Below are 24,607 nucleotides of genomic sequence, written 5' to 3'. Positions count from 1 at the left end.
CCGTGGAGCAGGCCGCCCCCCGCCGCGGAGGCCGCCGCCGGAATCGGGGGAGGTCCGGCGGAGGAGGCCGGGAGCGGGGGTGAGCGGCCGGACGACCACGACGCGCTCCTGCGGCGGCTGCGTGAGCTGGGTGACCTCCGCCGGGACGGCGTGCTCACCGACGAGGAGTTCGCCCAGGCCAAGCAGTCGATCCTCCGGCGCTTCTGATCCGCGCTCAGCGGCACTGGGCGAGCATGGCGGCCTTGTCGGCCCGCGTCACCGGGAGGCCGTACTTCAGGGCGACCTGGGCGAACCGTACGACGTAGGCGCAGCGGACCCTGCGCCGGGGCGGGAGCCAGGCGGCCGGGCCGGAACCGCCCTTGGCCTCGTTGGCGTCGCCGTACACGGGCATGAGGTTGAGCGGGTCGTTGGCGATCCGCTCGCGCTTGGCCCTGGACCAGCGTGAGGCGCCCATCCGCCACTCGTAGGAGAGCGGGACGACGTGGTCGACCTGGATCTCGTCCGCGCGGCGTTTGCTCCAGCGGATGGTCCTGCCGGTGTAGGGGTCGCGCAGGTCCAGTCCGACCACCTCGCACCGCGACCCCCTGCGGTAGCGGACGTTCTCGCCGTCACGGGCGAGCAGGTCGTCGCGGGTCCGGCAGCCGTTGCGCGCGTACGGCACGCCCGCGGCGGTGTCGGCCCAGTTCTCCCCGAACCGGGCCCGCGAGTAACCGGCCTTCGACCCCATCGGCGCGGTCCTCAGCCGCTTGATCAGCCGCACCGCCCTGATCCCGTCGCCTCCGGTGACGGGTTCCAGGCCGGGCCTGACTCCGTCGGGGTTCTGCAGGGGCGCGGCCCGCAACGCGCCGCCGGAGGGCGCGGTCGCCGCCCCGGTCTCCTGCCGCGTCACCGCCGCGAACATCACCGCGGCGACCAGGACGGCGGTGACCACCCCCCGCGTGCTCACCCATGCCCTCCGAAGACCGTCCGCCGACCGGCACTTCACCGATTCCCTGAATCGGTTCCACCGACACGGTCCCGGCCGCAAGAGGCCACCGGCTCCGGTCGCACCGGAGCGCCCGGCAGACCGTCAGAGCCAGTCGCGTCTCCGGAACGCCCGGTAGAGCAGGACCGTGCCCGTGACGATCAGGGCCGTCGAGAACCAGAAGCCCAGCGGCTCGCCCGAGCCGGGGTAGGGCACGTTCTGCCCGTAGAAACCGGTGATCAGCGTGGGCACCGCGATGATGGCGGCCCAGCTGGTGACCTTCTTCATGATCTCGTTGAGCTTGAAGCCCTGCTGGTTCTGGTGGGCCTCACGGACGTTGCCCACCAGCTCCCGCAGGGAGTCGGTCCACTCGGCCGCGCGCAGGATGTGGTCGTAGACGTCCTGGTAGTACGGGACCAGCACCGGGTCGACCGTCTCGGGGCCCCGGCGGAGCAGGGTCCCGACGACCTCCCGCATCGGCATCGCCATCCGCCGGAACTGCACCAGGGTCTTGCGGAGCTCGAACGTCTGACGGTGGCGGACGCGCAGGTCGCCGTTCACCTCGTCGAAGAGCTCGTCCTCCAGCTCCTCGATCAGGTCGTCCAGCGGCTGCAGCACCTCGAAGTAGCCGTCCACGATGTGGTCGAGCAGTCCGTGCAGCAGGTAGGCCACGCCGTACCTGGCCAGGGCGGGGTTGGCGTCCCAGCGCCGGAGCACACCCTCGATGTCGAAGCCGGCGTTGTCCCGCACCGTGACCAGGGCGTTCTCCGTCACGAAGACCGACAGCTCGGTGAGCTCCACCCGCCGCTCCACCAGTCGCGCCGCGTAGACGGTGATGAACAGGTGGCTGTCGTAGGTGTCGAGCTTCGGACGCTGACGGTCGTGGAGCGCGTCCTCGACGGCCAGCTCGTGCAGGCCGAGCTCCTCGCTGATCTTCGCCAGGTCCGCGGCCGTGGGGGAGCAGAGGTCGAACCACACGACGGCACCGGCCTCGGCGACGCACTCCGACACGTCGTCGATCGGGAAGTCCTCCCTCACCAGGACGCCGTCACGGTACAGGCGGGTGCGGTCCACCACGCCAGCCTAGCCAGCCGGAAAATCATCGGCATCCGGCCGGCCGAAGGCCGAGGCCTTCCGCGGACCTTCGGTGGATCGGGGAAGGAGGGCGAATAATCCGGCACGCTCCGGGCAGCAGAGACTCCGCAACATCCGCAGCCGAGATGAGGTCACGATGATAGTGCTGGGACTTCTCCTGATCGTGCTCGCGGGTGCGGCCGTGATCGCGGTCTCCTGGGACGAGGCCGCCACATCCACCGCCACCGCGTCGTTCACGGTCTTCGACCGCACGTTCCAGCTCTCGCAGCTGGAGTTCTTCTTCGCCGGGGTCGTCACCGGCGCCGTCCTGCTGCTCGGCGTCGCGCTGATGCTCGCCGGCATGCGCCACGCCGCCGCGCGCCGCCGCCGGCTGCGCGACTCCCGGATGGAGGCGCGTGACCGCGTCGCCCGTCTGGAGGAGGAGAAGCGTGAGCTGGAGCGCAAGCTCCACCAGACTCCCGACCCCGCCGCCGCTCCGGCCGCCCCCGCCGCTCCGCCCGTGAGCCGGGACCGCGACCGTGACGGCGTCGACGACCGGGACGAGCCCACGGCCCCTCACCCGAGGGTCGACGTGCCCCGCCAGTCCGGCCAGTCCAACGATCAGCTGGTCGCCGGCCGCCACCAGCGCACCTCGCACCACCGGTAGACGCCGGTAGACGACTCCGCCGGTACGGCTCCGCGCCCCGTACCGGCGGAGTCGTCCGTGCGACCCCGAGACCCCGACCCTCCGTGCCGCCCCGAGACCCCGACCGACCGTGCGGCCCGAGGCCCTGTCCGGCCGTGCGCCCCCGAGGCCCCGACCCTCCGGACCCTGATCTTTCCCGTCTCCTGCCCGGAGTTGTCCCCTAGCTCTGAGGGTGGACCCGCCCGGCCCTCCTACCCATGCAGGACGACCCCGGAGACGGTCTGTGCGGCCGATGCCCGGCCCCTTTCCCGCTCCTAGGTTCGATCTCGGAAGAGAACGAGCAAGGGGAGCCGGGATGGCACGCCGTAGGAACATGGCCGCGTCGATAGGCGGATGGAGTGCGCGCCATCGATGGGCCGCATTGTTGATCTGGGTGGGATTCGTGGTGACGGCGACCCTGGTGGGCAACGCCGTCGGGACGCAGGCGATGAAGCCCTGGGAGGACGACAACGGGGAGTCCCGCAAGGCCGCGATGGTGCTGGACGCGGCCGGATTCCCGGACGCCGCCGGGGAGAGCGTGCTGATCCAGGCCCGCGGATCCGGGGCTCCGGCCGACTTCCGCCAGGCGGCCGGGGACGTCAGGGAGGCGGTGCTCGCCACCGGCCGGGTGGAGAACGTGCGCACGCCGTACGACCCCGAGGCTCCCGCGCCGGTCAGCGCCGACGGGCGCTCGGCGCTGGTGATGTTCGACATGAAGGGCGAGGGCGCGACGGCCAAGGACCGGGTGAAGCCCGTGATCGACGCCGTGGCGGAGGTCCAGAAGGCCCATCCGGACCTGCGGATCGACCAGGCGGGCGACGCGAGCTCCGGTCTGATGATCGGTGACGCGCTCGCCGACGACCTGGTCCGCGCGGAGCTGCTGTCGGTCCCGCTGACCTTCGGCATCCTGCTCGCCGCCTTCGGCGCGCTGCTGGCCGCCGTGGTCCCGCTGGTCGTGGCGTTCACCGCCTACCTCGGCTCGGTCGGCCTGCTCGCGCTGACCAGCCAGCTCCTGCACATCGACTCGGCCACCACCAACCTCATGCTGCTGATCGGCCTGGCCGTCGGCGTGGACTACTCGCTGTTCTACATCCGCCGGGAGCGCGAGGAGCGGGCCAAGGGCCGGGGCCGGGAGCGGGCGCTGGAGATCGCCGCGGCGACCTCGGGGCGGGCGGTGCTCATCTCCGGTGTCACCGTGATCGTCGCCATGGCCGGCATGTTCCTGACCGGCAACGGCGTCTTCATGGGCTTCGCCCAGGGCACGATCCTGGTGGTCCTGACCGCGATGATCGGCTCGGTCACCGTGCTCCCGGCGATCCTCTCCCTGATCGGGGACAGGATCGAATCCCGGGTCGTGCACGGCGCGGTCCGCAAGGTCACCGGCCGCACCTGGCGGCGCAGGCTCGGCGGGCGCGAGGGCGGCGGGCGCGTCTGGAACACGATCCTCACCGGGGTGCTGCGCCGCCCGGTCGTCTCGGTGCTGCTGGCCGGAGCCGTCCTGGTCGGCCTCTCGGTCCCGGCGTTCGACCTGCGCACCGGTGAGGCGGGCCTGGCGGACCTGCAGGGCGACTACCCGGTCGTCGACACGCTGCGCCGCATCGACGCCGCCTTCCCCAGCGGCAAGGCGCCCGCCGTCGTCGTGCTGAAGGCCGGCGACGTGACCGCGCCCGAGGTGCAGAAGGAGATCCAGCGCTTCAAGGAGCGCGCCTTCGCCACCGGTGAGGCCGTCGAGCCCTTCGGCGTCGACGTCAACCCGGACGGGACGGTGGCCACGGTCTCCATCGGCCTGGTGGGTTCCGGCACGTCCGACGAGGTCTCCGAGCAGGCGGTGCGCACGCTGCGGGAGCGGGTCGTCCCCGAGACCGTCGGGCTGGTCGCCGAGGCGTACGTCTACGGCGCCGTGGCCGGGGTGATGGACTTCAACGCCCAGCTCGGCCGTACCGTGCCGCTGGTCTTCGCCTTCGTCCTGCTGCTGGCGTTCCTGCTGCTGCTGGCGTCCTTCCGGTCGCTGGTCGCGGCGGTGACGGCCATCGTGCTGAACCTGCTCTCGGTGGCCGCGGCCTACGGCGTGCTGGTCGTCGTCTTCCAGTACGGCTGGGGCGAGGACCTGCTGAACTTCGAGTCCACCGGCTCGATCGTGAGCTGGCTGCCGCTGTTCCTGTTCGTGATCCTCTTCGGGCTCTCGATGGACTACCACGTGTTCATCCTGAGCCGGATCCGCGAGGCGTTCGACCGGGGCATGTCCACCGAGCAGGCGGTGACCCACGGGATCAGGACGACGGCGGGGGTGGTGAGCAGCGCGGCGTTCATCATGGTCGGCGTGTTCGCCATCTTCGGCACGATGTCGATGCTCAGCTTCAAGGAGATGGGCATCGGCCTGGCCGCGGCCATCCTGATCGACGCCACGATCGTCCGGGCGGTGCTGCTGCCCGCGACGATGAAGCTGCTCGGCGACGCGAACTGGTACCTGCCGCGCTGGCTGAACTGGCTGCCCGCGCTGGAGCACGAGCCGGAAGACGAGCCGGAGCACGGGACCGGTGACGCCGACCGCTCGGATCGGCACCTGCCGGTCACCGTCGGCTGACCTCCTCGGACGGCTCCGCGCGCGGCTCCTCGGACGGCTCCTCGGACGGCTCCTCGGGCGCGGCTCCGGGAGCCGTCCGGCGGTGGTGCAGCAGGGTCATCAGCCCGCCCGCGACCAGGCCCCAGAAGGCCGCGCCCACCCCGAGCAGCGTCAGCCCCGACGCGGTGACCGCGAAGGTGACCACCGCGGCCTGGACCGATCGGGTTCGGCGACGGCCGCGGTGATCGCGGAGGCGAGCGCACCGAGCAGGGCGAGCCCGGCGACGGCCTCGACGAGCACCGGCGGGGAGAGCAGGACGAGGGCCGTCGCCAGCCCGGCCCCGACGCCCAGGACGATCATCGAGATCCCGGCCGTGACGGAGGCGATCCACCGGCGGCCGGTGTCGGGGCCCGCGTCGGGTCCGGCGGCCAGGGCCGCGGTGATCGCGGCCAGGTTCACCGCGTGCCCGCCGAAGGGGGCCGCCAGGGCGCTCGCCGTACCGGTGCCGGCCAGGACGGTGCGCAGCGGCGGGCGGTAGCCGTACCCGGCGAGGACCGCCATGCCCGGCACGTTCTGCGCGGCCATGGTGACCAGGAACAGCGGGAGCGCGACGCCGACCATCGCCGGGGCGCTCCAGGACGGCGCGGTCAGCTCGACCACCGGGCGCGCGTCCACCGCGCCCAGGCCCGGACCGGTCAGCGCGATGGCCGCGACGGCGGCCAGCAGGGCCCCCGGCACCGCCCAGATCCGCGCGAACCGGCTCAGCAGCGCCCAGGTCAGCACCACGGGAGCGGCCACCGCGGGCACCTCGGCGAGCGCCCGGACCGGTGCGACGCACAGGTTCAGCAGAACTCCGGCCAGCATCGCGCCGGCGATCGGGGCCGGGATGGAGGCGATCCAGCGGCCGAGGGGAGGGAAGAGGCCCGCGACGGTGAGCAGCACCCCGCAGACGGCGAACGCGCCGACCGCCGCCGGGAACCCGCCCTCGACCGCGCCGGTGGAGACCAGCAGCGCCGCGCCCGGCGTGGACCAGGCGACGCTGACCGGGATGCGCAGCCGCAGGCCGAACCAGATCGCGGTGGCGCCGGCGGCGACGCAGAGCGCGAGCAGGCCGGAGGCCGCCTGGGCCTGGTCGGCGCCCATCGCCCGGAGCCCGGCCAGGACGACGGCGAAGGAGCTGGCGAAGCCGACCAGGGCGGTCACCACCCCGGCCAGCACGGGCTGCAGCAGGCGGTTCATCGTCGTCCCCTCACGTCCCCGCGGCGTCCCCGGGGGCGCTCCCGCGACGCCTTCGGCGTGTTCGGTCGACGACCCCCAGCTTGTTCCGTAAACGGAACGGCCGTCATGCTGCACGATAGCCCTATGAGGTCCGACGCACCAAACCCCCAGCCCAGGGCGGACACCCCCACGACCGACATGCCGGACGTCGGGCGGCGGATCCGCGGGCTGCGGGAGGAGCGCGGCCTGTCCCTCTCGGAACTCGCCCGGCGCGCCGGGATCGGCAAGGCGACGCTCTCCGGCCTGGAGAACGGCACCCGCAACCCGACCCTGGAGACCCTGTGGGCGGTCACCGCCCAGTTGGGCGTCCCCCTGGCCGCCGCCGTCGGCACCGGTCCCGTCGCCCACGGCGCGGCCGTGCAGGGCGTGCTGCTGGAGGTCTTCGAGGAGGAGGGCGCCACCTACGAGCTCTACCGGCTCGTCGTGCCGGCGGCTCGTCGCAGACCTCGCCCGCCCACCCGGAGGGCGTCACCGAGCACCTCACCGTCTTCACCGGGACGCTGCGCGCCGGACCGGCCGACGCGCCCCTGCTCGCCGGCCGCGAGCACGTCTCCTGGCGCTCCGACGTCCCGCACACCTACGCCGCCGGGGACCAGGACGTCCACGCGGGCCTCCTGATCCGCTATCCCCGGCGGTCTTGACACCGGCCGCCGGGAACCCGCTCCGACCGCCGAGCCCCAGCCTTCGAGGACCCGCTGCGGCCGCCGAGTTCCAGGCCCCCGAGGACCCGCCCCGGCCGTCGAGCCCCAGGCCCCCGAGGGCCTGGCCTCAGCCTTCGAGGACCTGCTTCAGCACGGCCACGCGCTCGCGCCAGTAGGCCTTCATCGCGGCGGCCGACCCGGCATCGGGGAGCTTGCCGTGCTGGAGGCTGAGCTGGGTCCGATCCGGACCCTTCGCCACGAGATGCACCGTGACGGCGGCCCGGCCCTCCCAGTCGGCGGTGACGGAGCGGCCGGGCCGCGCGGTCCGCACCCCGAAGGGGGCGTCCGGCAGCCACCGGGCCCGCAGGGCCTCGTCGGTGAACGCCTCGGTGACCCGCTCGGCCGGGACGGCGACGGTCTTGCTCGCACTGACCGAGAAGTCCCCGCCCCGCCGCCGGATCTGGGGCACGTGCAACCGGCGTCCCGAGAACTCCAGGGTCCCCTCTACCCCCGCGAGCCGGCGGCGTGAGCACCGGTGAAGGGGGTCGGGCGCGGGACCGCGCCTCCTCCGAATGTACCCACCGGTGCCGCCCGAGGCGACCCCCAGCCAGACCATAAAGTTCGCAAAAGTAATATTCGGGTCATGACGCCACGATCCAAAGCGATGCTCTTCTGGGTCACCGGCGTCATCGCCTACGTCATCGCCGTCTTCCACCGCCAGTCCCTCGGCGTCGCGAGCCTGGAGGCCGCCGCCCGGCTGGGGATCGGCGCGGCCGGGCTCTCCCTGCTCGCCATGCTGCAGCTCCTGTTCTACGCGGGGATGCAGGTGCCCGTCGGCGTCATGGTCGACCGCCTCGGGTCCAAGCGCATGCTGGTCATCGGGGCCGCGGTGATGACCTGCGGCGAGCTCGTCTTCGCCTTCTCGTCCGGCCTGCTCCCGGGCGCCGCCGGGCGGGCGCTGATCGGCTGCGGCGACGCGATGACGTTCATCAGCGTGATCCGCCTGGTCAACCTCCACTTCCCGGCCCACCGCAACCCGGTGATGGTCCAGCTCACCGGCATCATCGGGCAGCTCGGCGCGCTCGCCTCCGCGGTCCCGCTGATCCACTCCCTGAACGCGTACGGCTGGACGCCCACCTTCCTGGGCGCGGCCGGGCTCGGCGTGGCGGCCGCGGTCCTGCTCCTGGCGGTCCTGCGCGACTCCCGCCCCGACGGGGCGGCCGGGCAGGCGCCGGGGCTGCGGGCGGCCTGGGCCGAACCCGGCACCCGCCTGGGCATGTGGACGCACGCGGCCACCCAGTGCTCGGCCGCCGCCTTCCTGCTGCTGTGGGGATATCCGTTCCTGGTCCAGGCACAGGGGCTGGACCCGTCCACCGCGGGCGTGCTGCTGTCCGCGCTGACCCTGTGCGGCATGGCCTGCGGACCGGTGCTCGGCTACCTCGCCGGACGGTTCCCGTTCCACCGCTCCTGGCTGGTCCTCACCGTGATCGGCACCACCGCCGGGGCGTGGACCGCGGTGCTGGCCTGGCCGGGACGGGCCCCGCTCTGGCTGCTCGCCGTACTCGTGGTGGCGCTCTCCGCCAACGGCCCCGGCTCGATGATCGGTTTCGACTACGCCAGGACCTTCAACCCGGCCGACCGGATCGGCGCGGCGAGCGGCATCGTGAACGGCGGCGGCTTCGTCGCCTCCATGTCGGTGATCGCCCTCGTCGGCGTCGCCCTCGACCTGCACGGCGGGACCGGGCTCGACGCCTTCCGCTGGGCGTTCGCCGTGCAGTATCCGTTCTGGCTGCTCGGCGCGGTGCAGGTGCTCCGTTACCGGACGATCACCCGCCGCCTGCTCGCCGCCCGCTCCTCCTAGACGATTGAGTCCGGTCAGGCCGTAGGCGATGAGTGCCTCCACTGGATGGACCGCACGCTCCGATCAACGCCGTCACCGCACGCCACGGCCTGTATCTCTACGCTTCGCCTCGATTCAGCGGACTACCGGTGGCTGGAGCTCAGGGGAGAGACGCGTCGATCCGTACACGGTCGCTGTCGCCGTCGGACAGGAACGACGCCAGTGACCACCCCTCCTCGGCGACGGCGGCACGCACCGGCATGTCAGCGCGATCGAGCAGCAGCTGCCGGGCCAGCGTCGCGCGGTTGAGCGCTCGGGTGTCGAGCACGGTCATCGGTTTCACCCACGATCTCCTCGGACTCGCCTCACGGTGACGCCGCTCCCCTTCAGCCCGGCTTCCGGTCATCGAGCGTTTCGCGCAGGATGTCCGCATGCCCGGCGCGCTGGCCGGTCTCGGCGTCGAATGCGGATCGGGGCGTGGCCATGCAGGCGTTCACGGTGTTCTGAGCCTTCCTGGAGCTGCGGTCATCCGGCACGGGACGGCACTCGCAGGGGTAGCGGCCAGTCATTGTCCGCTTCTCCGGGCGAGCAATCGTCAAGAGTCGCGGATCGATTGAGAGCATGGTTCTCAGGATTTTGCTGTCATGTCGGTGGCGACGAGTTCAACCTCGAACCCGTCCATGTCCTCCAGATAGGCGGCGTAGTGCTGTCCGCCGCCGGCATGCGGATGGCGATCGGGGAACATCAGCCTCCAGCCGTGTGCGGGCGCCTGCTCGGTCAGAGCATCGACCAGGGAGCGGCTTTCCACATGGAAGGCCAGGTGGTTCAGTCCAGGGCGGCAGCGGTCGTGCCGGTCGGCGCTGAGCGCGGGTGACTGCTCCAGGACCAGGTAGGTGGACCCCAGCCGCCAGCTGCGCCCCTCGCTCCAGTCCTGGAAGATGGCGTATCCGAGCGCCTGCAGCAGCCACTGCCAGCTGATGACGGCGCGCTGGAGGTCAGGAACCCATATCTCGACGTGGTGCAGGGTTCCGGTGGTGGGTTTTTCGTTCATGCCGTGATCCCTCGCTGACCGGACTTCGGACTTGATCGTCTGGGAGGGCCGTCCCTCCCGGGACGCCGCCGCTCATGGAGCCGGCGACGGCGGCCTCCGGGGCAGAGCCGTCCAGGACAGAGCCGTCCAAGACGGCGGCGGTCAGGACAGAGAGGTGAAGGGCTCCGCGAAGTGGGCGGTGGCGATGAGCCCGCCCTCCGCTCTGACCCGGCCCAGCACCTCGGCGCGGGTCCGCGCGGCGAGTTCCGGATCGTCGTCGTAGAGGTAGGGCACCCCGGGGTCGGCGAGCTGGACGGGATGCAGCACCAGGTCGCCGGTGAGGGTCAGTCCGCCCACCCGGACGATCTGGTGGCCGGGGGTGTGGCCCGGCGTGTGGAGCACCCGGAGGCCGGAGGACAGGTCCGCGTCCCCGTCGACCACCCGGACCCGGTCGCCCAGCGGCCGGACCACGTGGTCGAGGACCGCCTCGGAGGCCGCGGCGATCTCGGCGCGCTGGAGCACGTACCCGGCGTTCGGGAAGACCGGCACCCCGTCCGCCACCGCCCCGCCGGCATGGTCGCTGTGCAGGTGCGTGATGACCACGGTGTCCACCTCCTCCGGCGCGGTCCCCACCCGGGCGAGCTCGGCCGCCAGCGTCCCCGGGACCGGGGCCCAGCTCGCCGCGGGCCCGTCCTGCGGCCCGATGCCGGTGTCGACCAGGACGGTACGGCCCGCCGCGTCGCGCAGCAGGTAGCAGTGGAAGTGCAGGATCCACTCCCCGTCGTGGTGGCAGCCGCCGGGGAACATCTCCGGCAGCGGCCGCCGGATCGTCTCCCCCATCGGGCCGACGGCGTCGCACAGCGGGAACACCTCGACACCTGCGACGGTCATGGGCTGGTGCGGCATCCGGTCTCCTTTCCGGGAAAGGGCTGCCGGTGTTACGGTGGCAGCGGGTGTGACGCACCGCCGGCCAGGCCGCGTGCGGACGATCGGTCCCTTCTACCGCATCGACGCGCCGTTCCACCACCTCGGTCACCCGCCTCGCCCCACCACCTCGTCGGCGTCCACGTCCCTGACCACGTAGACCCGCGCCGTCCCTCCGGACTGGGACCGCAACTCGTGGCCCCGAGCTCCACGAGGACGGCCTTGACCTCCGGGGCAGGCCCGTGGCGATGGAAGCGGAGAATCGATGTCCGTGACCGGTTCGGTCAGTCCGTCCGGTATACGACCGGCTCCTCTTCCCCGCCTGGATAGACCATGACCAGGATCTCCCCGGGGACACCCGGCTTCCCGCGGTCCACATCCGCCGCTCCTCGCCGGACGTACACGCGGACGCGGTAGCGGCCGGGGCCGTCGGAGGTGAGCCGGGGCAGAAGCGGCTCACCGTCCACGAAACGCAGATCGCCGAGTGGGCTCAGGTAGCCGACCTCCACGACCCGGTCCCAGCCTCCGGTCTCCACCGGAGGACGCCTGCCGTACGCCTCACCTCTCAGGCAGACGGTTGCCCGCCCGCGCACGGCGGTGACGACGACCGTTCCGGTGGTCGCTCCCACCACCCCGTTCTCTCCCGCCTCCGCGCGGGCCTCGTCCAGGGAGGGCGGCTCCTTCGACAGGATCCTCTCGTGCAGGAGGAGGGTGGATTCCATCCCGGCGTCCGTGGAGCCGCGCTCCACCGGTGCGATCCGGGGGCGATGCGGCGGCAGCCCGTCGCAGGCGGCGCCCCGTCCGGCCTCGGTCCACACCGCCTCCTCCGCCTCCCGTACGGCGGGACAGACCGGATACAGCAGGTCCAGGATGGGCCGGGTCATCTCGTCGGCCGCCGCCCGCACCCCGGCCGCACGGATGTCGCCGCCGTGCCGGGTGACCGCCTCGCACAGGTGGCGGGCGTTGGCGACCAGCTCGCGGTCGGGCATCGCGAGGAGGGGTCCGTCGCCCCGGTACTCGCGCGCCCCGCACATGAACAGGTCCCAGCCGGACGGCGGGTCCCGGATCTCGTCCGGGGAGAAGGAGCAGTCCGGCACGGTGACCCTCCCCGGAGGTACATCCCCGGTGGGCAGCAGGACGACCGCCAGCACGGCCGGAACGGTCAGGGGCGTCCGCAGGATCCGGCCGCGCCGCCGTGCGGTTCGCCGCCCGCGGAGCGCGAACACCATCAGGACGGCCGCGACGAGCTGATGCAGGTCTCCACCGATCCAGGAGGAGAGCGACCACAACGGCCCCCAGGGCTCCGTGTGCCCCGTGGCGGCGTACACCAGGAAGAGCAGTGGACGCAGGGCGTACACCAGGGACAGGACCGCGGCCAGGAGCCCGGCGACCGTCCGGCCCGTCCCCGGCCTGCCCAGCCGGGCGGCGAGCAGGCATACCCCGAGGCCGAACAGCACGTACGGCGCGGCGCCGAGGGCGAGCGCGGGACTGTCGTGGACGTACCGGTTCACCCACCCGGCGGGGGCCAGGAGGTCGCCGCCGGAATAGAGGCGGACCATCCCGTAGATGACCGAGTCCCCGTAGGCCTCCCCGTCATCCCTGTACGGCCCCATCCGGGTCAGCAGTTCCCGGACCCACGGGTAGACGACCGGAACCGCCGCCCACAGCAGTGCGGCGACCCAGAGCATCCATGATCGTCGTGTCACGCCGAGCGACTCTAACGGGGCGCGGCGACGGTTCCGTCACGGCCGCACCCGGGACCACGGCCGCACCCCGGGACTCCAGGGCGCGGCGGCGGCCCCGGGGGCACGGGCGGCGCCCGTCTACTGCGGCCAGCCGGCGACGGTCGAGGCCTTGATCGCGTCGGTGTGGCACCTGAAGATCGCGTTGGTCCTGTAGCTGACCAGGCAGACCCGCACGTCCACCCGGTCGACCTCGCCGTCCGACGACAGCTTGAAGGCCGCGCCCTTCGAAGCGCAGGTATAGCGGACCTGCGACCAGCCGGTGCCGCCGCTGACGTAGTGGAACCGGGCGCGGACGTAGCCGCAGTGGCCGCTGTGCCGGTCGCGGTCGTAGAGGGTGCCGGAGACGACGAACCGCTCGGAGTCGAAGTCGCTCAGCCAGACGTCGGCCTTGGCGTACCCGCCGTGACCGGACGCGGACTGCACGGGACCCCAGTGGTGGACGGGGGCCGCGGCGGCGTTCGCCGTTCCGGCCGACCCCCCGGCGAGCACGAGCGCGAACAGACCGGCACCGATGACAGTTCTCTTCCTCATGGGTCACATGTGTACCGGCCGCCGCTTGAAACCCTCTTGCACACCACTTGTCACCTATCGACCGGATAGACCATCACGAGGAACCGCTCGACGGCGCCCGCCTCCCGGTTCTCCTCGGCCTCCTCGCCGCCGCGCACGTGGACGCGGACCCGGTAGTCGCCCTTCCCGCCGGCCGTGAGGTCGCCGAGCCGCTTGCCGCCGTAGAAGTCGACGAACTCCAGCCGCCCCCGGGTGCTCCGGTAGCCGATCTCCCTCACCTCGTCCCAGCCGCGCCGCTCCAGCGGGGGCCTGCGGTCGTACACCTCGACCGTGACGCACACCGTCGAGAACTCCTCGGCGACCGTGATCTGCAGGAGCCCGGGTTCGGCCCCGACGAGGCCCTCCACCCAGAGCGGACCGGACTCGATCAGCTCCAGCTCGTCCTCCTCGTGGGCGACGAGCGCGTGGTAGTCGGTCTCGACGGTCCCCCGCGCCCGCCGTACCGGGCGGATCCGGGGGCGGTGCGGAGGGTGGGCCGCGCACCTGCGCTCGAGCTTCTGCCGCTCCCGCTCCTCGGCCAGGCGCTCCTGCTCCTCCCTGGCCTCGCGGACTCCGACCGCCTGCGGGCAGATCGCCTCGAGCGCCTGGGCCAGGCTCACGCTGTACGGTAGACCCACCGCCTCGTACGCCGGGGCGGAGTGATAGACGTCCTGACCGGTCCTCGCCACCTCGGCGCAGAGGCGACGGCCGTAGACGAGCACCTGCTCGTCGGGCATGCCGTCGAATTCGGAGAGCCCGCCCTGGTCCCACGGGCCGCCGCGCGCCTCGCAGAGGAACCTCGCCTCGCCTTTCAGGCTCTCCATCGCGGCGAAGCCGCCGCAGACCTCGTTCCCGGAGATCCGGCCGGGCGCGGTGTCCGCAGCCGGCAGGAAGTACGCCGGGAGGAGCACGAGCAGGCTCAGCGCGGCCCGGACCGCCCGGGAGCGCCGGGCGTGCGGCGGCCGTGCGGCGCGCAGCATGAGCCACAGGGAGACGGGGGTGGTCAGGCCCGGCACGAGGCTGGTGGAGACGATGAGAGGGCCGCCCCACATGTCCAGGCAGTTGGAGCCCAGCGCGGCGTCCATCACGGCGTCCACCCCCAGCGGCAGGAGGGGGAGGAAGGCGACCAGCGCGATCACGGCGGCGACGACGCGGGCGGCGGCCCGGCCGATCCCCGGCAGGCCCTGCCGGTTCCCGGCCAGCCACGCCGCGAGGGCCCCCGCCATGAACGGCGAGCCGCCGAAATCGAAGAAGGGCACCGCGTAGACGACCTGGAGGATCCCGTGGCCGTGGTCGTCCATGAACGCGTTGCCCACGCATCTGGCCGGGTCGCCGTAGACGACGTAGCCGTAGCTGTAGGAGTCGGGGCCGAGAGACATCCAGTAGGCGGTCGGCGCCACCGCGAAGGCGAAGGCGGCGGCCCATTGGAACCACGCCGTCCTCCTGACGGGGACGGCCACGGGGCCTCCGGCCACGACCACTCCTTCCGGAATCCGTCCCCGTGCCTTCCCGGCGCGGATCGAGATCGGCTCACTGGTACGGCGGGCCATCGTAGGGGCATGAGGTGACATTCCGCCTTTTCGGGAAAACGAGGTGGATGTGTCATTACGGGGCCGCTCCGGAGCAGAGGGCCGCCCACGAGAGGAGGGGACCTCGCCCCCGGAGCGGATCGTCCCGGAGCGCGGGGAACCGGACCGGGTTCGCCCCGGGGAGCGCCGGGACCGGCCGTGCCGTCGGGAGCGGGATGATGGGGTCATGCTGGCCGACATCGTGGAACATCTCGTCTGCCCGGTCTGCGGGGACCGGATGGCCCTCGGGGAGCGGGTGCTGCGCTGCCCGGCCGGGCACGCGTTCGACGTCGCCCGGCAGGGATACGTCAGCCTGCTGACCGGCTCGCAGGTCCCCGGGACGGCCGACAGCCCGGCCATGGTGGCGGCCAGGGACGCCTTCCTCGGGGCGGGGCATTTCGATCCGCTCGCCGAGGCGGTCGCGGACGCCTGCCGTACGGCGGATCCGGGGGCGGTGGTCGCGGACGCGGGAGCGGGGACGGGGTACTACCTGGCCCGGGTGCTGGACCGGCTGCCCGGCGCCGCCGGGATCGCGCTGGACGTCTCCAAGCACGCCGTCCGGCGGGCCGCGCGGGCCCATCCCCGGCTGGGCGCGGTGGTGGCCGACGTGTGGCGGCCGCTGCCGGTCGCGAGCGGCGCGGTGGACGTGCTCCTCAACGTCTTCGCCCCGCGCAACGGCGCGGAGTTCGCGCGGGTCCTGCGCCCCGGCGGCGTGCTCGTCGTGGTGACCCCCACCGCCCGGCACCTGGAGCCGCTGGTGGAGCGGCTGGGCCTGCTCTCGGTGGACGAGTCCAAGGAGCGCCGGACGGCCGAGAGCCTCGGCGGCCGGTTCGCCGCGGCCGGCCGGATCGTCCACGAGTTCCCCATGCGGCTGCGCCGCGCCGACGTCGAGGCGGTGGTGGGCATGGGTCCGAGCGCCTGGCACGTCGACGCGGAAGCCATGCGGAGGGAAATCGCGGAACTACCGGATACAAGTACGGTGACCGCTTCTTTTCATATTTCTACCTTTAAGCCACACTCATGATCAAGACCATTACTTGACAGCCACCTTCATATCACATGTAACTAAAGTGGCATTTAGTCCGGAATTACACACATTCACCAGGCAAACTACTGCGGGAGGCTACATACTGGACGGCAACCCGGTGGGGCCGCGCCGACATCCGCGCGAGCCGATGCCTTGACGGAGGGACAACCCCATATGAAGGCGGAGGAACGCTGGCAGGCCAGGTTCCGGGCGCCACGTGTGACACTGCCCGTCTGGGCGCGCCATGCCCCCGCCCGCGCCGTGTACCGCAGCAACGCCTCCGGCTCCTGGGAGGTCTACGCCTGGGACCGCGCGGAGGGCGTCGCGCGCCAGGTCACCGCGCGCCCCAAGGGCACCTCGCACGGCACCGTCGACCCCACCGGCCAGTGGATCTGGTGGTTCGCCGACACCGACGGCGACGAGTGGGGCGGCTGGATGCGCCAGCCCTTCACCGGCGGTCCCGACGAGCCGGTCGACCTCGGTCCCGGCCACCCCGCCGGGATCGCCCTGGCCGCGACGGGCGACGCGGTGATCGGCCTGGCCCAGCCCGGTGAGGGCTTCACCGTCTACGTCGTACGGCCCGGCTCCCCCGCCCGGGTGGTCTACGAGCACGCCGAGGCCGCCTCCGTGGCCGCGGTCTCCCTGGACGGCTCGCTGATCGCGATCAATCACAGCGAGCACGGCGACACCAGGCATCCCTCGCTGCGGGTGCTGCGGCAGTCCGGCGAGACGGTCGGCGAACTGGGCGACGGCCCCGGCAAGGGCGTCGTCGGCCTGCGCTTCGCGCCCGTCTCCGGCGACCGGCGGCTGCTCGCCCTGCACGAGCGCCGGGGCCGCCGGGAGCCGCTGGTCTGGGACCCGGTGAGCGGCGAGCAGCGGGAGATCTGGCTGCCCGACCCCGGCGAGATCACCGCCGACTGGTACGGCGACGGCCGTTCCCTGCTCGTCGTCCGGGCCAACCGCGGCCGCACCCACCTGCACCGCTACGACCTGGCCGGCGGCGTGCTGAACCCGATCGAGACCGAGCACGGCGTGATCGACGCCGCCGCGCCCCGCCCCGACGGCTCGGTGGAGTACTCCTGGTCCAGCGGCGCCCACCCGCCGGTGATCCGCTCCAGCAACGGCCAGGTGGTGATGAACCACGGCGGGCCGTCCTCCCCGCCCTCCGTCCCGGTCGAGGACGTGGACGTGGACGGACCCGGCGGGCGCGTGCACGCCCTGGTCTCCCGGCCCGAGCGCGGCGCCGGGCCGTACCCGACCGTCTTCCTCCTGCACGGCGGCCCCACCTCGCAGGACGACGACTCCTTCCTCCCCCAGGTGGCGGCCTGGGTGGACTTCGGCTTCGCGGTCGTGCGGGTCAACTACCGGGGCTCCACCGGGTACGGCTCCGCCTGGCGGGACGCGCTGGCGGGCGACGTCGGCCACATCGAGCTGGCCGACGTTACCGCCGTGCGCGAGGCGATGGTGGCGCGCGGCCTGGCCGACCCGGACCGCCTGGTGCTGGCCGGGGCCTCCTGGGGCGGTTACCTCACGCTGCTCGGCCTGGGGACGCAGCCGAAGACGTGGTCGGCGGGCGTCGCGACGGTGCCGATCGCCGACCACCTGGCGGCCTACGAGGACGAGCCCGAGTCACTCCGGGCCTACCACCGCGCGCTGCTCGGCGGCTCGCCCGCCGAGCAGCCGGAGCGCTACGCGCACTGCTCGCCCGTCACCTACGTCGACCGGGTCGAGGCGCCGCTGCTGATCCTGGCCGGCGAGAACGACCCGCGCTGCCCGATCCGCCAGATCGAGGCCTACGTGGCCCGGCTCGCCGTGCGCGGGCACGAGCACGAGGTCTACCGGTACGGCGCGGGCCACGGCTCGCTGGTCGTCGCCGAGCGCATCGCCCAGATGGCCGCCCAGCTGGACTTCGTCCGCAGGCACGTGAAGACGGACGCCTGACCTCCCGACCTCCCGGCCTCCCGAACGGACGCCCGACCGGGCTGCCGGACGGGCCCCGGGACAGGAGGCTCCGGACGGCCGGGTCCCGGGACCGGAGGGTGCGGACGGCCCGCTCTCAGCGGGCGCGCAGGACCACGATCGCCATGTCGTCCGCGCTCGGCTCGGTGGTGAACTCCTGCACCGCCCGGCGGATCCGCGCCGCCACGGCCCCCGCGGACAGACCCGCGCACTCGGCGAGCAGCTTGGCCAGGCCCCCGTCGTCGTCGAGCAGCCGCTCGCCCTGACGCCGCTCGGTCACCCCGTCGGTCACCGCGAGCAGCACGTCGCCGTGGTCGAGGTGGACCAGGTCCGCCTCGAAGTCCACCTCGGGGAAGACGCCCAGCAGCGACTGGGAGGTCACCACCGGCTCCACGACGCCGCCGGGCTTGAGCCGCAGCGCCTCGGGGTGCCCGGCGGAGACCAGCCGCAGCTCCAGGCCGGTCGGCACCGGCCTGATCTCCCCGTGGAGCAGGGTGAGGAACCGGGCCCGGTCGCCCTCCTCCAGGATCGCCTGGTTGAGGCGGCCCAGGACGGCGGCCACGCCGTACCCCTCGCGGGCGAGCAGGCGCAGCGTGTGGCGGGCCAGGCCGGTGACCGCGGCGGCCACCGGGCCGGTCCCGCAGACGTCGCCGACCGCGAACCGCCAGGACCCGTCCCCGGCCGCGAACAGGTCGTAGAAGTCGCCGCCGACCTCGTTGGTCTCCCCCGCGGGCTCGTAGACCACCGCGTGGTCGAGTCCGGGGATCTCACCGGGGTCGTCGGGCGGGAGCAGGCTGCGCTGCAGCGCCCGGTTGGCCGCGGCCTGCTGGGCGTAGAGCAGGGAGTTGTCCAGGGCGAGGGCGGCGCGGCGGCCGATGTCCTCGGCGTACTGCATGACGTCGTCGGCGAAGCGGTCGGGGCGGCCCAGGCACATCGCGCCGAGCGAGCGTCCCCGCGCCAGGAGCGGGACGGTCAGCACGTGGGAGTCGCCGAGCTGCGTGGAACCGCCGTCCTCGGGGACGCGGCTGCCGGCCAGCACCTCGCGCAGTTCGTCGATGCGCCCCTCGTCGGCGTGCCACAGGTAGGCCGGGCGCTGCGGCCCGCCGCCGTCGGTCCAGGTGAAGACCGCGCACCAGGTCGCCAGCCGGGGCACCGCGATCTGCGCGATGATCGCGGGCACCATGTCCGGGTCGAGCGTCCCGGCCAGCAGGTCGCTGGCGTCGGCCAGGAAGCGCAGCCAGATCGGCCCCCGGCCGGATTCCTCCTCGGCCCACTCCGTGGTCACCTGGTCGTGGGAGCCGGGCAGCGGCAGCCGGGCCCAGTGGGTGCGGTGCTCCGCGCCGAAGGTGACGCCCCACTCCTCCACCGGCACGTCGGGGGCGCCGGGGTGCGTCTCCGAGGCGCTCTTCTGCCGCACCTCCACCTGCACCCGGTCGCCGAGGTGGGTCCACACGACCTCGAACGGCACGTCGGCGACCTGCGCGGCCAGCTCTCCGGAGAGCTGCTCGGCCATGGCCAGGACGGGCGCGGCCGCCCAGGCGGTCATCACCTCCCGGGTGAACCGCCTGACCTCGGAGACGGCGGCGCCTCCCGGGGTGAAGGACGCGGCCAGGAGCGCGCGCGGAGCAGTGGTCATTGTTCTCTGATTACCACACTCCATGGTTACGTGGGGTAAAACGAAGGCGGGACCGGGGCTTGTGCATCGTGACAGACTGGGATGACCTGAGGCCGCCCCCCTCGGGACTCAAGGAGGTCTCATGACCACGGCCGACACGATGCCGGACGCCGAGGAGCGGCGTTACAGCGAGTCCGACCTGCGACCGCTCCTGGAGACGCTCTTCGCCTGGCGCGACGGTGACTTCCGCCGCCGCGTGCCGTACGCCCCGGACGGGATCCTCAGCGAGATCCGGCTGCTGCTCAACGAGGTCGCCGACCGCCGCGAGCACCTGGCCAACGAACTGATGCGGGTCCGCCGCGAGGTGGTCAAGGAGGGCCGCTTCGGCGAGCGGCTGACCCCGGGGCCCGGCGTGGGCGCCTGGGCCGAGAGCGTGCACTCGGTCAACGACCTCATCGAGGCCCTGTCCAGTCCGGTCAGCGGGGCCGCCGACGTGATCGACGCCGTGGCCAAGGGCGACCTGTCCCGCCGGATCGACCTGGACCGGAGCGCCCGGGGCGAGGTGCGGCGCCTCGGCAAGGCGATCAACGGCATGGTGGACCAGCTGTCCCTGTTCACCTCCGAGGTGACGCAGGTGGCCCGCGAGGTCGGCACCGAGGGCCGGCTGGGCGGCCAGGCCCAGCTCCGGGGCATGTCGGGCAGCTGGCGCGACCTGACCGAGGCGGTGAACGCCATGTCGACCCGCGTCTCGGCCCAGGTCCGCGACATCGCGCTGGTCACCACCGCGGTCGCCAGGGGAGACCTGAGCCGGAAGGTCACCGTCGACGCGGTCGGCGAGATGCTCGAACTGAAGAACACCGTGAACACCATGGTCGACCAGCTCTCCGCCTTCGCCGAGGAGGTCACCCGGGTGGCCCGCGAGGTCGGCACCGAGGGCCAGCTCGGCGGCCAGGCGCAGGTGCGGGGCGTCTCCGGCGTCTGGAAGGACCTCACCGACAACGTCAACGTCATGGCGGGCAACCTGACCACGCAGGTCCGGGCCATCGCCGCGGTCTCCACGGCCGTCGCCCAGGGCGACCTGTCGAAGAAGATCACCGCCGACGCGCAGGGTGAGATCCTCCAGCTCAAGGACACCCTCAACACCATGGTCGACCAGCTGTCGATGTTCGCCGACGAGGTCACCCGCGTCGCCCGCGAGGTCGGCACCGAGGGCCAGCTCGGCGGCCAGGCCCGCGTCCGCGGCGTCTCCGGCGTCTGGAAGGACCTCACCGACAACGTCAACTCGATGGCCAACAACCTGACCTACCAGGTGCGCAACATCGCCGAGGTCACCACCGCCGTCGCCAACGGAGACCTGACCCGCAAGATCGACGTCAACGCCCAGGGCGAGATCCTCGCCCTCAAGACCACCATCAACACCATGGTCGACCAGCTGTCGTCCTTCGCCTCCGAGGTCACCCGGGTGGCCCGCGAGGTCGGCTCCGAGGGCCGGCTGGGCGGCCAGGCGCAGGTGCAGGGCGTCTCCGGCACCTGGAAGGACCTCACCGACAACGTCAACGTCATGGCGAACAACCTGACCACGCAGGTCCGCCAGATCGCCGCGGTCTCCACCGCCGTCGCCCAGGGCAACCTGTCGAAGAAGATCACCGCCGACGCGCAGGGTGAGATCCTCCAGCTCAAGGACACCCTCAACACCATGGTCGACCAGCTGTCGATGTTCGCCGACGAGGTCACCCGCGTCGCCCGCGAGGTCGGCACCGAGGGCCAGCTCGGCGGCCAGGCCCGCGTCCGCGGCGTCTCCGGCGTCTGGAAGGACCTCACCGACAACGTCAACTCGATGGCCAACAACCTGACCTACCAGGTGCGCAACATCGCCGAGGTCACCACCGCCGTCGCCAACGGAGACCTGACCCGCAAGATCGACGTCAACGCCCAGGGCGAGATCCTCGCCCTCAAGACCACCATCAACACCATGGTCGACCAGCTGTCGTCCTTCGCCTCCGAGGTCACCCGGGTGGCCCGCGAGGTCGGCTCCGAGGGCAACCTCGGCGTCCAGGCCCAGGTGGAGGGCGCCGAGGGCATCTGGAAGCGCCTCACCGAGAGCGTGAACGACCTCGCCGGCCGCCTCACCACCCAGGTCCGCGCGATCGCCGAGGTCACCACCGCCGTCGCCCAGGGCGACCTGACGCGTTCGATCACCGTCGACGCCGAGGGCGAGATCGGCGAGCTGAAGGACAACATCAACACGATGGTGTCCGTGCTGCGCTCCACCACGACCGCCAACCAGGAGCAGGACTGGCTCAAGTCCAACCTGGCCCGGATCTCCCGGCTCATGCAGGGCCACCGCGACCTCATGGAGGTCGCCAAGCTCATCATGAGCGAGCTGACCCCGCTGGTCTCCGCCCAGTACGGCGCCTTCTACCTCGCCGAGCCCACCGGCGACCACGACCTGCACCTCATCGCCGGGTACGGCACCCGCCCGGGCTCCGGGCCCCGGCAGCGCTTCGCCACCGGCGAGGGGATCGTCGGCCAGGCCGCGCTGGAGGGCAAGCGGATCATCCTGCGCAACGTCCCGGACCGCTACCTCACCGTGGACAGCGGCCTCGGCGGCTCGACGCCCGCGCAGATCGTGGTGCTGCCGGTCCTGTTCGAGAACCAGGTGCTCGGCGTGCTGGAACTCGCCTCGCTCTACGAGTTCAGCGAGGTCCACCACGACTTCCTGATCCAGCTCGTGGAGACCATCGGCGTCACGATGAACACCATCATCGCCAACTCCCGGACCGAGGACCTGCTCACCGAGTCCCAGCGCCTCACCACCGAGCTGCGGGAGCGCTCCGACGAGCTCCAGCGCCAGCAGGAGGAGCTGCGCCGTTCCAACGCCGAGCTGGAGGACAAGGCCGCGCTGCTCGCCAAGCAGAACCGGGCCATCGAGATCCAGAACTTCCAGATCGAGCAGGCCCGCCGCACGCTGGAGGAGCGCGCCGAGCAGCTCGCGGTCTCCTCCCGCTACAAGTCCGAGTTCCTGGCCAACATGTCCCACGAGCTGCGCACCCCGCTGAACAGCCTGCTGGTGCTGGCCAAGCTGCTCACCGAGAACGCCGAGGGCAACCTCACACCCCAGCAGGTGGAGTTCGCCAAGACCATCCACGGGGCCGGGTCCGCGCTGCTCCAGCTCATCAACGACATCCTCGACCTGTCCAAGGTCGAGGCCGGGCGGATGGACATCCACCCGCAGCAGATCTCACTGCCCAAGCTCGTCGACTACTTCGAGGCCACCTTCACCCCGCTGGCCCAGGACAAGGGCCTGTCGTTCGCGGTCGAGGTGGAGCCGTCGGTCCCGCAGGAGCTCCGCACCGACGAGCAGCGCCTCCAGCAGGTGCTGCGCAACCTGCTCTCCAACGCGATCAAGTTCACCCCCAAGGGCGAGGTACGGCTCCGCGTGCTGCACGCCCCGCGCGGCATCGCCTTCGTGGACGAGACGCTGCGCGGCGTCGACGGCATCCTGGCCTTCGAGGTCGTGGACACCGGCATCGGCATCGCCGCCGACAAACTGGAGGTCATCTTCGAGGCGTTCCGGCAGGCCGACGGCACCACCAGCCGCAAGTACGGCGGGACCGGCCTGGGCCTGTCCATCTGCCGGGAGATCGCCCGGCTGCTCGGCGGTGAGATCCACGTGGTGAGCGAGGTGGGCCGGGGCAGCACCTTCACCCTGTACCTCCCGCCCGCCTACGCGGGCCCGCTGGCCTCGCGTGACGGCGGGGCCGCGACGCCGAGCGCCGTCCAGCAGCCGCCGATGGTCATCCCGGGCGAGCTGGAGCGGGCCGCCGAGCCGCCGGAGGTTCCGATGGCCGAGAGCCTGTCCGTCCCCGACTACCCGCCGGTGGACGGGCCGGTGTGGACGGGCGGTGAGGATCCGCTCGCCGACGCCAAGATCCTCATCGTGGACGACGACATCCGCAACGTCTTCGCGCTGACCAGCGTGCTGGAGCGGTACGGCTCCACGGTGGTCTACGCCGAGAACGGCCGGGAGGGCATCGAGCAGCTGGAGCGCAACGAGGACGTCGCCCTGGTCCTGATGGACATCATGATGCCGGAGATGGACGGCTGGGCGACCACGTCGGCGATCCGCCGGATGCCGCAGTTCGCCGACCTGCCGATCATCGCGCTTACCGCTAAGGTCATGCAGGGGGACCGGGAGAAGAGCATCGCGTCCGGCGCCTCCGACTACATCCCCAAGCCCGTTGACGTCGACCGCCTGCTGGAGCGCCTACGCGGCTGGCTCACCCGCGGCGCCCGGCCGACGACCCCCGTGAAGGTGCGTGATCGATGGCGGACCGCGCCAAGATCCTTCTGGTCGACGACCGGGAGGAGAACCTGATCGCCCTCGAGGCCATCCTCAGCTCCCTCGACCTGGTCCCGGTCCGGGCCAAGTCGGGTGAGGAGGCGCTCAAGGCGCTGCTCAGCACGGAGTTCGCACTGATCCTGCTGGACGTCCGGATGCCCGGCATGGACGGGTTCGAGACCGCCTCCCACATCAAGCGGCGGGAGCGCACCCGGAACATTCCGATCATCTTCCTGACCGTGGTGGACAGCGCCCCGGACTATGCCTTCCGCAGCTACGCCGCCGGGGCGGTCGACTACCTCACCAAGCCGTTCGACCCGTGGGTGCTCCGGGCCAAGGTGGCGGTGTTCGTCGAGCTCTACAACATGAACCGCCGCCTGGCCGAGCAGGCCTCCATGCTCCGCGATCGGCTCAACGACGAGCTCCCCGCGGGCCGGGAGGGTGACCAGGCCGCCGTGCTCCCCGAGCTCTCCCGCCGCCTCACCGCCGTCGAGGAAGGACTCACCCGGGTCCGCGAGGCCGCCCGCAAGACCGACGACCCCGCCCTGACCGGCTCCCTGTCCGACCTGACGGACCGCCTCAAACACCTGCGCGCGGGCTTCGACGCCCTGTCCTGACCCTGACCGGGTCCCTTTCCGCAGGCCCTTTCGTCGTGGTCGGCGTCGGTTCGCACTGCGGCGGGCCGGTGGTCCTGGCGGCCGTCGCAGTTGATGCCCGGTGGTTTCCGGCCTCCGGCCTGGGCCCGGGCGCGCGGGGTCCGGTGCTTTATACGCCGCCAGGACCACCGGCCCGCCTCCGTGCAC

The 24,607-nt window shown here is 72.3% G+C and carries 20 protein-coding genes and 1 pseudogene; 9 read left to right on the top strand and 12 right to left on the bottom strand.

Annotated features, from left to right (window positions below; all coding sequences use genetic code 11):
• Positions 1–207: SHOCT domain-containing protein (locus ACWJ6R_RS08755; protein ID WP_449061712.1), on the top strand; the 207-nt coding region annotated here is incomplete at its 5' end.
• A 7-nt stretch (positions 208–214) separates the two neighbouring features.
• On the opposite strand, the gene ACWJ6R_RS08750 is transcribed toward ACWJ6R_RS08755, so the two are convergent.
• Positions 215–946, bottom strand: a complete 732-nt coding sequence (locus tag ACWJ6R_RS08750; RefSeq protein WP_449061711.1) for an HNH endonuclease family protein — start codon at positions 944–946, stop codon at positions 215–217.
• A gap of 123 nt (positions 947–1,069) precedes the next feature.
• Positions 1,070–2,038 (bottom strand): magnesium transporter CorA family protein, encoded by a 969-nt coding sequence (locus tag ACWJ6R_RS08745; protein ID WP_449061710.1) that lies wholly within the window; start codon positions 2,036–2,038, stop codon positions 1,070–1,072.
• A gap of 157 nt (positions 2,039–2,195) precedes the next feature.
• On the opposite strand from ACWJ6R_RS08745, the gene ACWJ6R_RS08740 reads away from it, so the two are divergent.
• Together ACWJ6R_RS08740 and ACWJ6R_RS08735 are read left to right on the top strand one after the other, a co-directional pair.
• Entirely contained in the window at positions 2,196–2,705 is a 510-nt protein-coding gene (locus ACWJ6R_RS08740; protein WP_449061709.1) for a hypothetical protein, read from the top strand.
• Between the two features lie 412 nt (positions 2,706–3,117).
• Positions 3,118–5,307: an MMPL family transporter gene (locus ACWJ6R_RS08735; RefSeq protein ID WP_449061708.1), complete on the top strand. Its 2,190-nt coding sequence runs from the start codon at positions 3,118–3,120 to the stop codon at positions 5,305–5,307.
• Here ACWJ6R_RS08735 and ACWJ6R_RS08730 read toward each other — a convergent pair.
• Positions 5,294–6,525: pseudogene (locus tag ACWJ6R_RS08730) on the bottom strand (benzoate/H(+) symporter BenE family transporter). The gene ACWJ6R_RS08735 and the pseudogene ACWJ6R_RS08730 overlap by 14 nt on opposite strands.
• 123 nt (positions 6,526–6,648) lie before the next feature.
• On the opposite strand from ACWJ6R_RS08730, the gene ACWJ6R_RS08725 reads away from it, so the two are divergent.
• The gene (locus ACWJ6R_RS08725; protein ID WP_449061707.1) at positions 6,649–7,182 is read left to right on the top strand and encodes a helix-turn-helix domain-containing protein; all 534 of its coding nucleotides are present in this window, start codon (positions 6,649–6,651) and stop codon (positions 7,180–7,182) included.
• 150 nt (positions 7,183–7,332) lie between these two features.
• On the opposite strand, the gene ACWJ6R_RS08720 is transcribed toward ACWJ6R_RS08725, so the two are convergent.
• Entirely contained in the window at positions 7,333–7,680 is a 348-nt protein-coding gene (locus tag ACWJ6R_RS08720) for a hypothetical protein (RefSeq protein ID WP_449061706.1), read from the bottom strand.
• 168 nt (positions 7,681–7,848) lie between these two features.
• Here ACWJ6R_RS08720 and ACWJ6R_RS08715 point away from each other — a divergent pair, with 168 nt between their 5' ends.
• Positions 7,849–9,066, top strand: coding sequence for an MFS transporter (locus ACWJ6R_RS08715; protein ID WP_449061705.1), 1,218 nt, complete (start codon positions 7,849–7,851; stop codon positions 9,064–9,066).
• 139 nt (positions 9,067–9,205) lie between these two features.
• Here ACWJ6R_RS08715 and ACWJ6R_RS08710 read toward each other — a convergent pair whose 3' ends face one another.
• From ACWJ6R_RS08710 to ACWJ6R_RS08680, 7 genes are all read right to left on the bottom strand, one after another.
• Complete coding sequence (locus ACWJ6R_RS08710) at positions 9,206–9,388, bottom strand: hypothetical protein (protein ID WP_449061713.1); 183 nt, start codon at positions 9,386–9,388, stop codon at positions 9,206–9,208.
• Positions 9,389–9,431: 43 nt separating this feature from the next.
• Positions 9,432–9,668, bottom strand: coding sequence for a hypothetical protein (locus ACWJ6R_RS08705; protein WP_449061704.1), 237 nt, complete (start codon positions 9,666–9,668; stop codon positions 9,432–9,434).
• 5 nt (positions 9,669–9,673) lie between these two features.
• Entirely contained in the window at positions 9,674–10,096 is a 423-nt protein-coding gene (locus tag ACWJ6R_RS08700) for a VOC family protein (RefSeq protein WP_449061703.1), read from the bottom strand.
• A 141-nt stretch (positions 10,097–10,237) separates the two neighbouring features.
• Positions 10,238–10,981 (bottom strand): MBL fold metallo-hydrolase, encoded by a 744-nt coding sequence (locus tag ACWJ6R_RS08695; RefSeq protein WP_449061702.1) that lies wholly within the window; start codon positions 10,979–10,981, stop codon positions 10,238–10,240.
• Positions 10,982–11,283: 302 nt separating this feature from the next.
• Complete coding sequence (locus ACWJ6R_RS08690; protein ID WP_449061701.1) at positions 11,284–12,705, bottom strand: hypothetical protein; 1,422 nt, start codon at positions 12,703–12,705, stop codon at positions 11,284–11,286.
• A 117-nt stretch (positions 12,706–12,822) separates the two neighbouring features.
• Positions 12,823–13,275 carry a hypothetical protein gene (locus ACWJ6R_RS08685; RefSeq protein ID WP_449061700.1) on the bottom strand — a complete coding sequence of 151 codons (453 nt, stop codon included), beginning with the start codon at positions 13,273–13,275 and terminating at the stop codon, positions 12,823–12,825.
• Between the two features lie 50 nt (positions 13,276–13,325).
• Positions 13,326–14,768 carry a hypothetical protein gene (locus ACWJ6R_RS08680; RefSeq protein WP_449061699.1) on the bottom strand — a complete coding sequence of 481 codons (1,443 nt, stop codon included), beginning with the start codon at positions 14,766–14,768 and terminating at the stop codon, positions 13,326–13,328.
• Positions 14,769–15,048: 280 nt separating this feature from the next.
• On the opposite strand from ACWJ6R_RS08680, the gene ACWJ6R_RS08675 reads away from it, so the two are divergent.
• Together ACWJ6R_RS08675 and ACWJ6R_RS08670 are read left to right on the top strand one after the other, a co-directional pair.
• The gene (locus tag ACWJ6R_RS08675; RefSeq protein ID WP_449061698.1) at positions 15,049–15,885 is read left to right on the top strand and encodes a putative RNA methyltransferase; all 837 of its coding nucleotides are present in this window, start codon (positions 15,049–15,051) and stop codon (positions 15,883–15,885) included.
• Between the two features lie 177 nt (positions 15,886–16,062).
• The gene (locus tag ACWJ6R_RS08670) at positions 16,063–17,829 is read left to right on the top strand and encodes a S9 family peptidase (protein WP_449061697.1); all 1,767 of its coding nucleotides are present in this window, start codon (positions 16,063–16,065) and stop codon (positions 17,827–17,829) included.
• 115 nt (positions 17,830–17,944) lie between these two features.
• On the opposite strand, the gene ACWJ6R_RS08665 is transcribed toward ACWJ6R_RS08670, so the two are convergent.
• Positions 17,945–19,483 (bottom strand): PP2C family protein-serine/threonine phosphatase, encoded by a 1,539-nt coding sequence (locus tag ACWJ6R_RS08665; protein WP_449061696.1) that lies wholly within the window; start codon positions 19,481–19,483, stop codon positions 17,945–17,947.
• Positions 19,484–19,604: 121 nt separating this feature from the next.
• On the opposite strand from ACWJ6R_RS08665, the gene ACWJ6R_RS08660 reads away from it, so the two are divergent.
• Complete coding sequence (locus tag ACWJ6R_RS08660) at positions 19,605–23,840, top strand: HAMP domain-containing protein (RefSeq protein ID WP_449061695.1); 4,236 nt, start codon at positions 19,605–19,607, stop codon at positions 23,838–23,840.
• The gene (locus tag ACWJ6R_RS08655; protein WP_449061694.1) at positions 23,789–24,421 is read left to right on the top strand and encodes a response regulator; all 633 of its coding nucleotides are present in this window, start codon (positions 23,789–23,791) and stop codon (positions 24,419–24,421) included. The genes ACWJ6R_RS08660 and ACWJ6R_RS08655 overlap by 52 nt, the downstream gene beginning before the upstream one ends.
• Positions 24,422–24,607: the final 186 nt, after the last annotated feature.

Source organism: Planomonospora algeriensis (genome assembly GCF_977012225.1).
The sequence above is the reverse complement of the archived record's forward strand: the minus strand, read 5'-3'. Positions and strand labels throughout refer to the sequence as shown.